At 42.5% G+C, this 14,337-nt stretch carries 14 protein-coding genes; 12 read left to right on the top strand and 2 right to left on the bottom strand.

Going from position 1 to position 14,337, the window contains the following annotated elements; genetic code table 11:
- Nucleotides 1–51 precede the first annotated feature (51 nt).
- The 5 genes from EFE42_RS05910 to folP are packed head-to-tail and all read left to right on the top strand — an operon-like array spanning nucleotide 52 to nucleotide 5,093.
- Nucleotides 52–1,011, top strand: coding sequence for a transcriptional regulator (locus EFE42_RS05910; protein WP_123136365.1), 960 nt, complete (start codon nucleotides 52–54; stop codon nucleotides 1,009–1,011).
- Nucleotides 1,012–1,067: 56 nt separating this feature from the next.
- Complete coding sequence (purN, locus tag EFE42_RS05905; protein WP_123136364.1) at nucleotides 1,068–1,676, top strand: phosphoribosylglycinamide formyltransferase; 609 nt, start codon at nucleotides 1,068–1,070, stop codon at nucleotides 1,674–1,676.
- Nucleotides 1,677–1,712: 36 nt separating this feature from the next.
- Complete coding sequence (gene glyA, locus EFE42_RS05900; protein ID WP_123136363.1) at nucleotides 1,713–2,954, top strand: serine hydroxymethyltransferase; 1,242 nt, start codon at nucleotides 1,713–1,715, stop codon at nucleotides 2,952–2,954.
- Nucleotides 2,955–2,963: 9 nt separating this feature from the next.
- Nucleotides 2,964–3,824, top strand: a complete 861-nt coding sequence (locus tag EFE42_RS05895; RefSeq protein WP_123136362.1) for a tetrahydrofolate dehydrogenase/cyclohydrolase catalytic domain-containing protein — start codon at nucleotides 2,964–2,966, stop codon at nucleotides 3,822–3,824.
- 36 nt (nucleotides 3,825–3,860) lie between these two features.
- The gene (gene folP, locus EFE42_RS05890; RefSeq protein WP_123136361.1) at nucleotides 3,861–5,093 is read left to right on the top strand and encodes a dihydropteroate synthase; all 1,233 of its coding nucleotides are present in this window, start codon (nucleotides 3,861–3,863) and stop codon (nucleotides 5,091–5,093) included.
- Between the two features lie 244 nt (nucleotides 5,094–5,337).
- On the opposite strand, the gene EFE42_RS10880 is transcribed toward folP, so the two are convergent.
- Complete coding sequence (locus EFE42_RS10880; protein WP_123136360.1) at nucleotides 5,338–5,778, bottom strand: winged helix-turn-helix transcriptional regulator; 441 nt, start codon at nucleotides 5,776–5,778, stop codon at nucleotides 5,338–5,340.
- Nucleotides 5,684–6,067, bottom strand: coding sequence for a peptidase domain-containing protein (locus EFE42_RS05880; RefSeq protein WP_123136359.1), 384 nt, complete (start codon nucleotides 6,065–6,067; stop codon nucleotides 5,684–5,686). The genes EFE42_RS10880 and EFE42_RS05880 overlap by 95 nt, the downstream gene beginning before the upstream one ends.
- A gap of 290 nt (nucleotides 6,068–6,357) precedes the next feature.
- Here EFE42_RS05880 and EFE42_RS10755 point away from each other — a divergent pair, with 290 nt between their 5' ends.
- From EFE42_RS10755 to EFE42_RS05845, 7 genes are all read left to right on the top strand, one after another.
- Nucleotides 6,358–7,512, top strand: coding sequence for a hypothetical protein (locus EFE42_RS10755; RefSeq protein WP_233564739.1), 1,155 nt, complete (start codon nucleotides 6,358–6,360; stop codon nucleotides 7,510–7,512).
- A gap of 17 nt (nucleotides 7,513–7,529) precedes the next feature.
- The gene (locus EFE42_RS05870) at nucleotides 7,530–8,117 is read left to right on the top strand and encodes a hypothetical protein (RefSeq protein WP_123136358.1); all 588 of its coding nucleotides are present in this window, start codon (nucleotides 7,530–7,532) and stop codon (nucleotides 8,115–8,117) included.
- 442 nt (nucleotides 8,118–8,559) lie between these two features.
- Nucleotides 8,560–9,558, top strand: a complete 999-nt coding sequence (locus EFE42_RS05865) for a C39 family peptidase (RefSeq protein WP_123136357.1) — start codon at nucleotides 8,560–8,562, stop codon at nucleotides 9,556–9,558.
- Nucleotides 9,559–9,637: 79 nt separating this feature from the next.
- Nucleotides 9,638–10,060: a hypothetical protein gene (locus tag EFE42_RS05860; protein ID WP_123136356.1), complete on the top strand. Its 423-nt coding sequence runs from the start codon at nucleotides 9,638–9,640 to the stop codon at nucleotides 10,058–10,060.
- A gap of 555 nt (nucleotides 10,061–10,615) precedes the next feature.
- On the top strand, nucleotides 10,616–12,541 hold the full coding sequence (locus EFE42_RS05855) for a hydantoinase/oxoprolinase N-terminal domain-containing protein (RefSeq protein WP_123136355.1): 1,926 nt from the start codon (nucleotides 10,616–10,618) through the stop codon (nucleotides 12,539–12,541).
- 229 nt (nucleotides 12,542–12,770) lie between these two features.
- Nucleotides 12,771–13,382: a methylenetetrahydrofolate reductase C-terminal domain-containing protein gene (locus EFE42_RS05850; protein ID WP_123136354.1), complete on the top strand. Its 612-nt coding sequence runs from the start codon at nucleotides 12,771–12,773 to the stop codon at nucleotides 13,380–13,382.
- Nucleotides 13,383–13,409: 27 nt separating this feature from the next.
- Entirely contained in the window at nucleotides 13,410–14,327 is a 918-nt protein-coding gene (locus tag EFE42_RS05845) for a methylenetetrahydrofolate reductase (RefSeq protein WP_233564738.1), read from the top strand.
- Nucleotides 14,328–14,337 lie beyond the last annotated feature (10 nt).

Genomic DNA, 14,337 nt, shown 5'->3' with positions numbered 1-14,337 from the left:
ATTTGTAGGTAGATATATTTATATAGATGTGCAAGGACATTATAGTTTGTCATGACAAAGGACATTCTAATACATCAAATCATTGATGTACTGGAAAAGAGTAATTTTACTGTATCTAGCCGCTGTAACATTAGACCTCGTAGTTTTGATCTGGCAGCAAGGCAGGATGGTGTACTTCTTTTCTGTAAGGCATTATATAATATTGATAGCCTGAATAAAGAAACAGCGTCTGAAATGAAAGCATTGGCAGGATATCTCGGTGGTATTCCGATGCTGATTGGGGCAAAAACGCGTGATCAGATGCTTGAAGATAGCGTAGTCTATGTCCGGTATGAGATTCCTGCTCTTAATGTCCAGACTCTTTATGATTATTTTGTAGAAGGCATCCCTCCTTTGATTTCAGCGGCTCCCGGAGGTCTCTATGTTTCTATTGATGGTGATGTGCTGCAGGCTGCCAGAAGTCAACTTTCGATGTCTATCGGTTCCCTGGCTTCGCATCTGGGGGTATCCCGGCGTACCATCAGTAAATATGAGGAAGGCTGCATGGATGCTTCCATTGATGTTGTACTCGAACTGGAAGAGTTGCTTGATGTGGCGCTTGCAAAATCCATTGATATTTTGGGTCCGTTTCACCGTTCCCGTCGGGAACCTGATGAAAATGACACCTTAAACCCCCCTACAGATGGTATCCTGAGTTTCATTTACGGGCTAGGTTATGATGTACTTTCAATATCCCAGGCACCTTTTAATGCAGTTTCCAGGGACTGTTCCACTACTTTCCTGACCGGGGTAAGTAAATACAGCAATGCGATGGTAAAGCGAGCTCATTTGATGAGCAATATATCTACCATCACACGTACAAGATCGGTTTATATCATTGAAGGGGAGAGTAAAATTACATCGGTAGAACACACAGTCCTGATTGAAAGAAAGGAATTGGATTCTCTTTCGGATTCAGAAGAACTGGATGACCTTATAAGCGAAAGAGCCAGTGAGACTGTTGATTATTGATTTTTGGATTGTTTTTTGCAAAACTATAATATATGGCAATTCCCTTAGGATGGGCAATGACTCTCAACATTGCAGTCCTGATATCCGGCAGGGGCTCTAATCTACAGTCAATTATCGATAATGTGGAAAGTGGTTATATCCCAAATGCTTGTATCAGTGTGGTTATAAGTGGTAAAAAGGACGCTTATGGCCTTGAAAGGGCTATGAATCACGGTATAAATACTGTTTTTATTGACCCGGCTGCTTATCAATCCAATGAAAAATTTGAGAATGCACTTCTGGACGTTCTTGCAAAATTCAGTACAGATATGCTCTTACTTGCCGGTTTCATGCGAATCCTGGGTTCCAGTGTGATAAAGGCCTACAGAAACAGGATAATAAATATCCATCCTGCCCTCTTGCCTTCTTTTAAAGGTCTGCATGCCCAGAAACAGGCGCTGGACTATGGTGTAAAAATCGCAGGTTGCACTGTACATTTTGTTGACGAAGGGATGGATTCCGGCCCGATTATTCTACAAAAAAGTGTACCTGTACTTGATTCAGATACAGAAGAATCCCTTTCTGAAAGAATACTTGCACAGGAACATATTATTTTCCCCGAAGCAGTTAAGTTGTTTGCCGAAGGAAGACTGGACATAAAAGGAAGACGCGTACATATCTCATGATCATCTCATAAATTCAAAGATACAAGGAGGAACAATATGTCTTATATTTCAGAAACAGATCCCGATATTGCCAGAGCACTGGAGCTCGAGGCCGAAAGACAGGACTATAAACTCAACCTTATAGCATCAGAGAATTACACAAGCAGGGCGGTAATGGAAGCTCAGGGTTCCATTATGACCAACAAGTATGCAGAAGGCTACTCCGGGAAGAGGTACTACGGAGGCTGTGAATTTGTTGATATTGCAGAGGATTTGGCGATTGAAAGGGCCAGGGAAATTTTTGGTGCCGAGCATGTGAATGTCCAGCCGCATTCAGGTTCAGGTGCCAATATGGCTGTTTATTTCTCCGTCCTCAATCCTGGTGACAAGATAATGTCCATGGATCTCTCCCACGGAGGGCACCTTTCCCATGGAAGTCCTGTAAGTTTTTCAGGTAAACTTTATGATATTGTACCCTACGGAGTAGCAGAGGAAACTGAAGAGCTGGATTATGATGCCCTTGAAGAAATGGCAAAAAAGGAAAAACCCCGCATGATAGTGACCGGTGCTTCTGCATATTCCCGCACGATCGATTTCAAGCGCTTCAGGGAAATCGCGGATTCAGTGGATGCATACCTGCTTGCGGACGTTGCTCATATCGCAGGCCTGATTGCAGCCGGTGAACATCCAAGCCCTGTACCATATGCTGATTTTGTAACAACAACCACACACAAAACACTGAGGGGTCCCCGTGGGGGGATGGTCATGTGCAGTGAAGAATATGCAAAAGGTGTGGATAAAACAGTCTTCCCGGGTCTCCAGGGTGGTCCTCTCATGCATATTATTGCTGCCAAGGCAGTTGCGTTTAAGGAAGCTCTTTCTGATAAGTTCAAGCAGGACCAGAAACAGACCGTGAAAAATGCAAAAGCTCTCTGTGCAAATCTGATAGACCGTGATTTTGATATTGTGGCCGGTGGCACGGATAACCATCTTATGCTCATCAATCTCAACAAATATGATCTGACCGGTAAGGAGACTGAGACCTATATGAGCAATGGTGGGATTGTTATCAACAAGAACACTATACCTTTCGAAACTCGTGGTCCGTTTATCACAAGCGGTCTGCGTGTCGGCACTCCTGCAATAACCACTCGTGGTATGAAGGAGGCTCAGATGGAAGATGTTGCTAATTTTATAGAAACAGTAATTCATAATCCAAAAGACCAGGCTGTACTGGATCAGGTTAATGCTGATGTACAGCAGCTGTGCAGCGACTTCCCGATCTACAAGCATCTCTAAGGTGGTTTAATGGCGGGTGAAGATAAACAAGGAATCATAGACGGCAGAGCTATTTCAAAGCAGATTGAGGCAGAATTAACAGAAGAAATCTCTTCTATGAAGGCTGATGCCGGTATGGTCCCTGGCCTTGCAACTATCCTGGTGGGGCAGGACCCCGCCTCACAATTGTATGTGCGACTGAAGCATAAAGCATGTGACAGGGTAGGCATCTATGCGGAGGATCAGAAACTCGACGCTTCTATTACCCAGGAGGAACTGCTGGATGTGATCGAGGATCTGAACACACGTGCAGATATTCATGGTATACTGCTTCAGTTGCCCCTGCCTCAACATCTGGATGCAAAAGAAGCCATGCAGGCTATTGACCCGGCAAAAGATGTGGATGGTTTTCATCCCTATAACATGGGCAACCTGATGATCGGCGACGAGGGTTTTGTGCCCTGCACACCTGCGGGGATTATCTTGGCTCTTGAGTATTATGATGTAGATATTGAAGGAAAGGATGCTGTGATAGTCGGCCACAGTAATGTAGTTGGTAAACCCATGGCAGCAATGCTCTTAAACCGCAATGCTACAGTGTCGGTATGCCATGTTTATACCAAAGACCTTAAAAGTTACACCACCGGTGCCGATATACTTGTAGTTGCAGCCGGTGTCAAGCATCTCATCAAAGAAGATATGGTCAAAAAAGGAGCTGTTATTTTTGATGTGGGAATCACCGAAGAAGAAGGCAAGATATATGGTGATGTGGACTTTGAGAATGTTGTGAATAAAGCCTCACTTGTTACACCGGTGCCAGGCGGCGTGGGACCCATGACAATAGCCACGCTTCTGACCCATGTGACCTTTGCTGCAAAGGAAATTGAGTAATTATCCTGTTAAATATAAAATCAGCTGGTAGTTTCAATGGTCGTCGATGTTGACATATGCGGACTAAATGTAGGAGACAACCACCCTGTAAGATTGATGGGTGTATTGAATCTCAGTCATGAATCCTTTTACAAGGGGTCTGTTGTCAGGGAAAATTCCCTGATTGATGCTGCTTCTGCAATGGTGGAGGAAGGTGCAACCGTGCTTGACATAGGCGGCCGCTCCACCTGGCCCCTTGCCGAACCCATAAGCAAGGAAATGGAACGGGAGCGGTTACTTCCTGCAATAGACACTCTTGCAGGAAATGTGGATGCTGTTCTTTCAGTGGATACCGTGTTTGCGGATATTGCCGACCAGTGTCTTGACAGGGGCGCTGACATTGTAAATGATGTTTCCGGTTTAATGACAGATGAAAACATGGTGGATGTGGTGGCAGACCATGCATGTCCTGCTGTTGTAATGGCCTCCCGGAAAATGCCCGGTGATGTGCTTGGGATGGATGCAGTTATGGATTCCCTGGAGGCAATCATTGAGCTGTGTGAAGGGAAGGGTATTGATACAGACAGATTAATTCTGGATCCTGCTATTGGTAAATGGATTCCCGAAAAAGATCCTATATACGATTTTGAGACCTTTGACCGTTTTGAACGTCTGCAGACCTTTGGTAAACCGCTTCTTGCAGCCCTTTCCCGTAAATCCTTCATAGGCGAGGTCCTGAACAAGCCCGCTGCTGAAAGATTATATGGAAGCCTGGCAGCAACCGCGATTGCTGTGCACAAAGGGGCGCACATTATACGCACCCACGACGTGGCTGAGACAACGGATGCTGTGCGAATAGCGGAGGCGATAAGGGGTAGACAGCCGGTCGTCGAGGAAAAGGGTTTTGAGGTCAGTGTGCTTGACATCACAAACCCCAATGATGCAGCTCATATGATGAAAAATATCGGTGTTACCGAAACGGGTTCCACAATTATGAAGAATAAGGCCGTGAACCGTGTGCTGCGTATCAGTAACATTACCACTACCGAGGCTCTGATCATCAAGCAGGAGACCCTGTCACGCGGCGGGGATGCAGCGCTTGAACGTGATGCTGTTTCCCATGAGATCGAGAGAACCGATGTAATTGTAATGGGCACATTGCTTCAGGTCAGGAGACTTGCCGATAAGCTGGAATGCCAGGCACGAAACCTTCCGTTGATATCAAAACTCATCAAAGATGCACTGAAACAGGAATCTGATGTTGAATACCGTTATATGAAAAAGATCTGAAGGTATCAAGATGATCCTATCATCTAAACCCTTTAATGAGATTCTTTGTCATGCTGGCGGAGTGAGTTTTGCCGGTTTTTTATTGAAGATACTTTCTTGGTAATCGGCTTCTAAGCAGGATGTCTGGCACACCTGCTGATTTCTGTCATATCTTTCCTGTAAGAAATAGTACTTTCTTATGTATTCAACCGTTCACTTTCAGTTTGACGATATTGAATTATATGTTGAGGTCGAAATCTGATGATTAATTAGCTGAAATGGCAGGTCCGGATTCCGATATGACTCTTTCCACATCTGCTTCTATCGCCGGATTAATAAAACATCTTTTGTATTTCCCATCGCTATTGAAATGTACAAGTTCTTCATTGTGCAGTTCATTAATATGCCAGCGTACAGTGCTTTTATCCAGATGAAAAGCTTCAGTGATATCCTTATTTGTTATTCCCGGCTTCCTAAGAATGGAATGCAAAATGGATTTGCGTGTATCATTACGGAGGCAGAAGACTATTTTCTTTTCTGCATCTGTATATTGGTACGAATTCTTAAAAAACAGTACGGATTTTGTTGTTTTCAACAGGGTTATTTTATGGTTAAACCTCGGACCACCAGAGGCCTTGCTCAATTCCGCTTGGATTCCTAAGATCCATGTTAATTCTTCCGTCAATGACTCCGTCGGAACTGTCATAGTAGGTGGCAACCAACTCGTTACTCGGGGAATATACTTTCAGCCTGAGTGAATCGCTTGTGTCACCCCAGTTAAGATCTATGTGACGTGAAGTTGTGTAATAATCAATGTACTCACCATGCCAGTTTGTTTCTCCCTGTGCAATGGTATCGCTAACCCATCTGGGTGTAATAGTACCGTCAGATTTAGCAGGAACACTAGTGTATCCGTCATCCTGGCTGGCCGTAGCCCCGGTTAATGATATGGAAACTATCATTACCATCAGCAAAAATCCTATTTTCTTAATCATGAATTTACTCCTATGATATTAGCAAAAATTCATGTGAAAAAGGAGCTTATAAATTTTATGGACAAACCGTCCAACTGAAAGAAATCAGTTGGATGATGTGTCTAGAAAATACTTATACTAGCTCTCATCTAGGGTATATTGCAACATCGCAATGATGTTCGGGAGTGGGGTCAGCTTCATCATGTAGTATGGCTACACCCCATGCCCTTGGGGGCAGGGCTATGCTTTAGTTTACACTGTGTAGGCGTAGCTTTGCCTTGGAATAAATAGATCAAAGAGGTAAATAAACGATGAAGAAAAGAGATAGCCTTTTGATAGCATGTATTGCTATGGTATTGTGCCTGTGCTTAATACCATCAACAGTGGCTTCAACAGATGAACAAAACAGCACTCCGGTAAAAGATCCTGCCCAGTTAAAAATGGAGGCTTTAGAGGCTGAACTGGGAGAGGAAGGAATGAAAGAAGTTGATGATTACTTGGCATTGCAGAACTCTTTACCGGATGTAGTGAAGGCATCCCCTTACAGTGATATCGCCTTTGCTGCGACTGATAAAGAGAGTCAGATTGTTTATCTGACTGCGATTGATGAATCTAATCTCGATGAAAAGAAGAAAGAGCAGTTAAAAGCTGATCTGCAGGATATCTGGAATAGATATCCGGATGAGTTTGTAGTTGCTGATAATCTTGTGCTACGTGATGTGAATAAGATTATGGAGAAACGTTTTGAATCGAGTGTTAACCTTAGTGAAATCGGAATTAATAGCCCGGAAGGTGGTGGTGATATAAATAAACCCGGGAGCGCTAAAGAAATTAAGTGGACTTCCACTCCACATAAAGATTATGCTTACTATGCTTGTGATGGGTCTGCTTATAGTAATTATGCGAAAAATGCAGCTGACGACCCGGACAATAGTGGCTTTGATCCTTATATTTATAGGTACTACAATCATTACGAAGATGCTTATTGGGGTGTCGGAGGCGCACCAGGGAGATGTGATGAGTTTGCAGCCAGTGCTATTTTTGCGATAAATAATGATGATCAAGCAACTGCTCATGAGAGATTTGGATACTCAAGTCATTATTTGACAGACCCTGGTATTCCGTTCCATAGTAAAGGAGCTACAGATTATCTTGGGACGTTTAGTGATGCCCTGTTCAATGCGGTTATTCACATAACCTATGAGGATTATGTCTATGATCAGTGGGCTTCGGGATATGAATATAAAGATTACGTAGAGTTTAATACTCAAGCTATTAGTGTGAATGATCCAGAACAGGCAGTAGAGGATAATGCTGATCATAGTGCCCAGTATTATGACTATATCAAAAATGAGATGAATACCAATCCAAACTGGCAAACAGATATATACGTAGCTTACTATACTGCACAATGCGTTCAAGAAAGTGCCAAGTATGCTCACGGCCTTTACGATTACATAATGTAAGGTAGAGGTATTTCTAAATGGAATTGAAATTTAAGAAGGTGCCTTGGGAGGCATCTCTTTTATTTATTGGATGGATTTGGCTAGGATGGTCAGTTTTCGGAATGACTTTAGTCAACATGTACTTGCCTGAACCTATTTTAGATATCTATCACCTGATCGTAGGTGTTATCTACATGCTTCCAATGTCCTTGATTGTGTTTAAAGTATTTAATAGCAGGAATGTTGCTGGTCTGCCTTTGATCATCTGTTCATGTGTAATTGCGTTTTTGGCAATTATTTCGCACTCAAAGCTCAATTTAGGAGTTGAGAATGAATTTAACTTTTTACAAGGAATTGCATTCATGCTTCTTACAGTGCTTCTGGTAGCAATGCCTGTAAGTTTCTACATTTATGCTCGTTCTATCGGATGCAACAATACTAGGAATCTGAAAATAATTTTGTTTTTTTCTGCAATAAATGGTTTAGTGCTTGTTTACAATGAGTTAGTTGTCTCTCATGGCGTTAATAGTGAACTCATTGCTGTTCTGATGTTATCTTTTTTGTTTGTGATGGGGCCTATATTGGGGGGATTGTACATCTGGGAGGTTATTTCGAAGAGTAGTTAAGTTAAGTTAAGTTAAGTTAACAGTGCCATGGCAGTTCTCCGTAGATTACATGAAAAATAAGGCAAAAAAGTATGAAATCGTAGAAATTAATGTGAATTATTTAACACTGTCAAATGGTTTTTCCTGACAAAAAAGTGATATTTTAGGTTGAAAGAGGAGACGGTTTCTTCAGCAAGAAGTGGATACTGTCAAAATTGGGATATAAGGTTTGTGTCCATATATTCAAACTGAAAGAAAACAGTTTGATGATATGGTCAGAAATTATTTATTATGTGGCATAGTTAGAACATAATGCAACATCATAAAAAGATGTTAGTGGGGTTCAGCCAGTCTTGACGGAATAGCTGAAACCCCGTGCCCAGAGGCAGGGTTCGAATTTGTTTTCTGTAGTATATAAGCCTAGCTTTGTCTCTGTGGTTTAGTAGATCAAAGAGGTAAAGAAATGAGAACAAAAGAAATGAGAATTGCAACGCTAACACTAATTGCAATGTTTGTTGCAATCATGGTAATTGTACCGGCTGCCGTGGGGCAGGAAAATGACTTTAGTACAGAAAAAGAATATGGTGAACTATTCCTGAATATTATGGGTGAATCAAAGGAATTAATTAGCCCCATTCCACTGAATAATCTGAATGGTGAGTTGGAAGCAGTGTCGTTTTCAATGAAGAATGGTGGCTACATTATAATTAATGTAAATGACCTTTCTGTTCCTGAATTTTCATTAGAAGGCAAATCTCCGTTTAGTGACAGTGATAAAACATATGCCTACAATGGTCCCCTTGCCTACATGGAAGATAAGCAAGGAGAGTTATTCCAGATAGGAATGAGAAATGCCGTAGATAAAGCAGTAACTCCTGAGTATGTTTATGCAGTTGTGAGTGTAGATAAAGATAAGAAACTTGCTGATCTGAAAGCCTTAAACAATAGGATGAGTAGACGATCTATAGGAAGTGGATCGTTGGACGATTCATTGAGAACATGGGAAGATGACAACATATTCTGTGGACCTATAGCTGCTGGTATCACGCTAATATATTTTGATGATCAACATGACGATGACTTTGTTGATTCATCCAATGAAAACCAAGGTGATTTACTGAGCCTCATAATTAATGATGGCTATATTCCAAACCAAGGTACGGATACTTCAACAGTTAAGAATGGATTGAATGATTACTTAGATGATCGGAATCTGGATGATTACAGCGCAGATTCTAGATATTCTTTTAGTTTTAGTGATCTAAAGTCTCTTATCAATTCAGATAAACCTGTAATTGTTGATACGGACAATCATCCAACATATGAGGAACACTGGATTATAGCACACGGATATGTCGAACTTATCAACTACAAGTACATGATAGTTAATAATGGATGGGGTGGAAATAACGTCAATGTGGCTGTGGATGGTTATATTGACGATATGGTGTATATTGATTAATAAAAATATTAGAGAATCTGTTGCAAAGCAGGTTCTCTAACTTTTTATTTTTATGGAAAGGTAGTGGAGCGAGATAGAATTGGTCAAAATAATACACGTGGTAATGCTATTTATTGTCATAATCGGTTTAGTGGGTTTCACTGAATTTACCACAGATGAACCTGAAAAAGACATACGATCTGAAATACTGAACGTTAGTTATGCAGATGTAACTAAAATATCGATCATAAACGGATTAAGCGGGGATTCGATTGATATAAAAGATGGAAGCGAAATAACCAATCTGGTGAATTGTATTTCCGGTTTTCCATTCATAAAAATGGAGGAGCAAAAAGATCTTGGCGGATATTTGTATGCCCTCAATTTTTATGAAGGGGGACAACGAATATCAACAGTTACTATTGTAGGTGACGATATTGTTCAAATTAACGGAGTGTACTACAATTCCAATACTACACAAATTGAGAAATGCGTGATGGATGTACTTGAAAGTGGAAAATGAAGAACCCATTAGCATGCTTAGTTAAAAAACAAAGTTAATATTTTTTGCATATCAGATTGAAATATGTATTGTTGGTAAATATTTGTCACAAAAATGATATATCTGATTTGAAAGACATTTTCTATTGCCATTTCGGCTCTACAAAACAATCAATCACCAAATAAATTTAATAGAAATATGGAGAAACTGTTAAAGTTTAAAATAATTCAAGAGGATTGCCGGCTATAGGTAATATGCTAAAGGCTGCTTTGCAAGATTACTATGGTCTTGAATGTTGTTATTCATGATACATCTACCTTGAAAACCTCTCGATTTTTAGTATCATTACATAACGCTCCTTTTTATACCTTCACGTTCCAAATGTTATATATACCATAATACCATGATTTTGTATGGTTAATACAATACCGTGCGATATGTACCAGGAACTTGCTGCATGCCCGTACGTAAAAACCGGAATTTTGATTGCAGGAGTTATTTTGTCCTGTGGGTTAAATTAATTATATCGATGGATGATATCTTATTAATGAACTGATTAATTGGAGGCAACTTATTATGCAATACAGTATGGGGATTGATGCAGGTGGCACATATACGGATTCGGTTATAATCAGGGATTCGGACGGAGCAGTTATCGACTCTAATAAAGCTCTTACCACTTATCCGGACCTTCTTGAAGGAATAAGAAATTCGCTTGACGGATTGGATCAGGAGTATCTCACAAAGGTAAAATTAGTATCTGTCTCCACAACCCTGTCCACGAACACTATTCTGGAAAAAACCGGTTACCCCGTGGCATTGTTGATGATCGGGGATTATTCGATTCCTGAAGGACATTCCATTGATAATTCCGTTGTAATTAAAGGGGGACACGGCTCTTATGGTGAGGAATTAAGTCCTCTGGATGAGCAGGCCATCAGGGATTATGTGACAAAAATGAAGGAAAGTGTTTCGGCTTTTGCCATTTCTTCCTACTTTAGTGTACGTAACCCAAACCATGAATTGCGTGCAAAAGAGATCGTAAAAGAAATTACCGGAATGCCGGTGGTCTGTGGGCATGAGCTGTCCCAGGCACTGGGGGCCTATGAAAGAGGAGTTACTGCTTATCTCAATGCCCAGTTGATACCTATAACAAGCCAGTTCATTGAAACAGTTATTGGTGAAATGGAAAGACGTAACATTAATGCTCGTCTTCTGATGCTCAAATGCGATGGTTCAGTTGTGGGTATTGATGAGGCCAAGGAAAAACCGATTGAATCCATATTCTCCGGCCCGGCCGCAAGTCTTGTCGGTGCTTCCTACTTATCGGATTCTCCGACCTGTCTTGCTATTGATGTCGGTGGTACCAGTACCGATGTGGCGATGGTAACTGACGGGTTGCCCGAGATTACCGATAGGGGCGCAGTAGTGGGAGGCTGGCAGACCAAGGTGCAGGCCCTACGCATGGAAACCTCAGCTATGGGTGGAGATAGTCACGTATGGATCAAAGCCCAGAAAATAAACATTGGCCCTCGCAGGGTCATGCCTCTATGTGTAGCAGCTTCGAAATGGCCATCGATTATTGACAAGCTCAAACTTTCACGTACTCCTTCCAAAATGCAGATGTGTGAGAATATCCAGCCCACCAAATTTTTTGTTAAAACGGGTAAAGAGGTTCCAAACATCAGTAAGCTTGAGCAGGAGATTCTGGATAATATAGGTGAAGAACCCGTCTCTGTAACTGAGATCTTCATTGACAGATTGCCTTCTCCTCTGCTTTTGGACAGGCTGATCCAGAAAAGACTGGTGCAGGCCATCGGTTTCACTCCTACGGACGCATTACATGTACTCGGGGAATATGATGCCTGGAATGCGGAAGCATCCCGTATAGGTGCAAACACACTGGGCAGGTTGACTTTTCTGGAAAAAAGCAAGTTTTCCGAGGCTGTAAAATCCAAATTTACCCATAATATGGCATTATACATAATGGCCTATCTTCTCCGAAAGGTGGATAAAGAGGAAATTGAGACAATCATTGCAAACCAGAAAGAGTTTTTCAGTCATTTCAAAGTCGATGTTCCGGTCATACTTCTGGGTGGACCTGTAAGTGCCTATGTTAATGAAGTGAATGAGTTGCTGGATGCTGACATAATCCTCCCTGAACATGCGGAAGTTGGTAATGCTGTGGGGGCACTTGTGGGTAAAGGTATCAAACGTGTGGAGATTCTGATTCGTACGGTTTCCAAGGGTAACAAAACAGGTATAATGATGTTCTCCCCGCGTGGCAGGCAAAAATTCCCGGGATATCCGGATGCACTTGAAGCAGCTGAAAAACTCGGCAGGGAAATGGTGCTTGAATACATGAAAGAAGCCGGTCTGGATCGCGGAGATGTTAAAGTGGAAGTCAGCAAGCAGGAAATCAAACTCCATGAAGGCAGTGGTTTGCCGATTGAGACCAAGCTGACCTTTGTGGGTATAGGAATGCCTGAGATAGAAAAATAAGGATATTGGGATGCAATTATCCAAACTCCTTTGCTTTATTGGTATCCATGAATGGAAAAATGCCGGAGGCTATTCTGATTTCTCTTCCAGTGTTGCAGAGAAACATTATGTCTGCAGAAGATGCGGAAAACACAAGAGGCACATCATCACAAAATAATAGCTATGATTATTTATTCGAATGTACTGGTAAACTTTAATACCATCTTTTCCTTTTGCAGAATGGATACCTATGATAATCTCCTCTTCCAAACCCTTTGAAGAAATCCTGGAAAACCTCGATGATTCCGGCAAGATATTTGTGCTGGGCTGCGGAGTCTGTGCCACCAAGTTACATGTGGGTGGGGAACCTGAAGTGGAGGCTATGTGCCGCAAACTACGGGATGCAGGAAAAGAAGTAATTGGTGGAGGGGTTGCAAAGGCTGCCTGCAGCATTAAATCAAGGGAGCGTTTGCTGGAGACTGATCCTGCGATAGAGAAAGCCGACACCATTATAGTAATGTCCTGTGGCAGCGGTCTTTCAGTGGTTTCCTCTCTTGTGGACGTTCCGGTCCAACCGGCAACAAACACCGATTCACTGGGCGGTTATTCAGAAGGCCATGTCAGAAAAGACCTGTGTGCCATGTGTGGCAGCTGCATTGCAGATTTTTTTGGCGGCATATGCCCGACGGCCCGCTGTCCCAAGGGTCTTCTGAACGGGCCCTGCGGTGGTGCGATGGAAGGTAAATGCGAGGTTGACCCGGACAGGGATTGTGCCTGGGAACTCATCTATTTAAGGCTTAAGGAGATCGGCCGGCTGGACCTGCTGGAAAGGATTTTCGAGCCCAAGGAATATGATGGTTGAGTATTACTATTTCCTTTTCCTGCTTCGATGAGTTTAAAAACCAATGCTACATATTATCCTGCCATGCCATCTGCCTTCAAGGAAAAACTGCTGTCCGATGAATTTGTAATCACCTCAGAGATATCGCCGCCCAAGGGAGTGGACGTTTCCTCGGCCTTTGAGGAAGCAGGACTGGTAAGGGATTACGTGGATGCATTCAACATTACCGACAACCAGCGTGCGGTTATGCGCATGTCCCCCCTGGCAATGGGTCACATGTTAAAGGAGCAGGGATTGGACATTATTATGCAGTTTACATGCAGGGATCGTAATCGTCTGGCTCTCCAGTCCGACCTGCTTGGGGCTTATGCAATGGGTATGGAAAATGTCTGTATAATGTCCGGGGATTACCCGACAAAAGGGGATAATCCCGGTGCAAAACCGGTGTATGATCTTGATTCGGTACAACTGCTCGGGGCAATGAATCGACTGGAGGAAGGATTCGATATTGCAGGTAATCCCCTGGAATCGTCTCCCTCTTTTACAAAAGGGGCGGTATGCAATACCGAACCTGATCAGCCGCTACAGCTAATGAAACTTGAAAAAAAAGCACGTATGGGAATTGATTTTTTCCAGACCCAGGCTGTCTATGACATCGGCCATTTTGAGACCTTCATGGAAAGTATTTCCCATCTGGAAATCCCGGTGCTTGCGGGGCTCATTCCTCTCAAATCCGCTCATATGGCCCGTTTCATGAATGAGAAGATTCCGGGTATCCAGGTAGGGGATGAACTGATAGCACGCATGGAATCCTCAACTGACCCTGCAGAAGAAGGCCTTCTGATATGTGCTGAACAAGTTCGTGAATTAAAAAAGGTGTGCAGGGGCATACATCTCATGCCAATTGGCCATTACAGGCACATAACGGCCCTCTTTGAAATGGCCGGTTTACATGAAAAGAACTGACTACCCCTCC

Origin of the sequence: Methanohalophilus sp. RSK (genome assembly GCF_003722075.1) — an archaeon.
Lineage (GTDB): Archaea > Halobacteriota > Methanosarcinia > Methanosarcinales > Methanosarcinaceae > Methanohalophilus.
The sequence above is the reverse complement of the archived record's forward strand: the minus strand, read 5'-3'. Positions and strand labels throughout refer to the sequence as shown.

What these genes read in the sequence shown, in the direction of transcription:
- glyA (WP_123136363.1), top strand. Translation starts at nt 1,713, where the DNA reads ATGTCTTATATTTCAGAAACAGATCCCGATATTGCCAGAGCACTGGAG.
- EFE42_RS05895 (WP_123136362.1), top strand. Translation starts at nt 2,964, where the DNA reads ATGGCGGGTGAAGATAAACAAGGAATCATAGACGGCAGAGCTATTTCA.
- folP (WP_123136361.1), top strand. Translation starts at nt 3,861, where the DNA reads ATGGTCGTCGATGTTGACATATGCGGACTAAATGTAGGAGACAACCAC.
- EFE42_RS05880 (WP_123136359.1), bottom strand. Translation starts at nt 6,067, where the DNA reads ATGATTAAGAAAATAGGATTTTTGCTGATGGTAATGATAGTTTCCATA.
- EFE42_RS05850 (WP_123136354.1), top strand. Translation starts at nt 12,771, where the DNA reads ATGATAATCTCCTCTTCCAAACCCTTTGAAGAAATCCTGGAAAACCTC.
- EFE42_RS05855 (WP_123136355.1), top strand. Translation starts at nt 10,616, where the DNA reads ATGCAATACAGTATGGGGATTGATGCAGGTGGCACATATACGGATTCG.
- purN (WP_123136364.1), top strand. Translation starts at nt 1,068, where the DNA reads ATGACTCTCAACATTGCAGTCCTGATATCCGGCAGGGGCTCTAATCTA.
- EFE42_RS05865 (WP_123136357.1), top strand. Translation starts at nt 8,560, where the DNA reads ATGAGAACAAAAGAAATGAGAATTGCAACGCTAACACTAATTGCAATG.
- EFE42_RS05910 (WP_123136365.1), top strand. Translation starts at nt 52, where the DNA reads ATGACAAAGGACATTCTAATACATCAAATCATTGATGTACTGGAAAAG.
- EFE42_RS10755 (WP_233564739.1), top strand. Translation starts at nt 6,358, where the DNA reads ATGAAGAAAAGAGATAGCCTTTTGATAGCATGTATTGCTATGGTATTG.
- EFE42_RS05870 (WP_123136358.1), top strand. Translation starts at nt 7,530, where the DNA reads ATGGAATTGAAATTTAAGAAGGTGCCTTGGGAGGCATCTCTTTTATTT.
- EFE42_RS10880 (WP_123136360.1), bottom strand. Translation starts at nt 5,778, where the DNA reads ATGACAGTTCCGACGGAGTCATTGACGGAAGAATTAACATGGATCTTA.
- EFE42_RS05845 (WP_233564738.1), top strand. Translation starts at nt 13,410, where the DNA reads ATGAGTTTAAAAACCAATGCTACATATTATCCTGCCATGCCATCTGCC.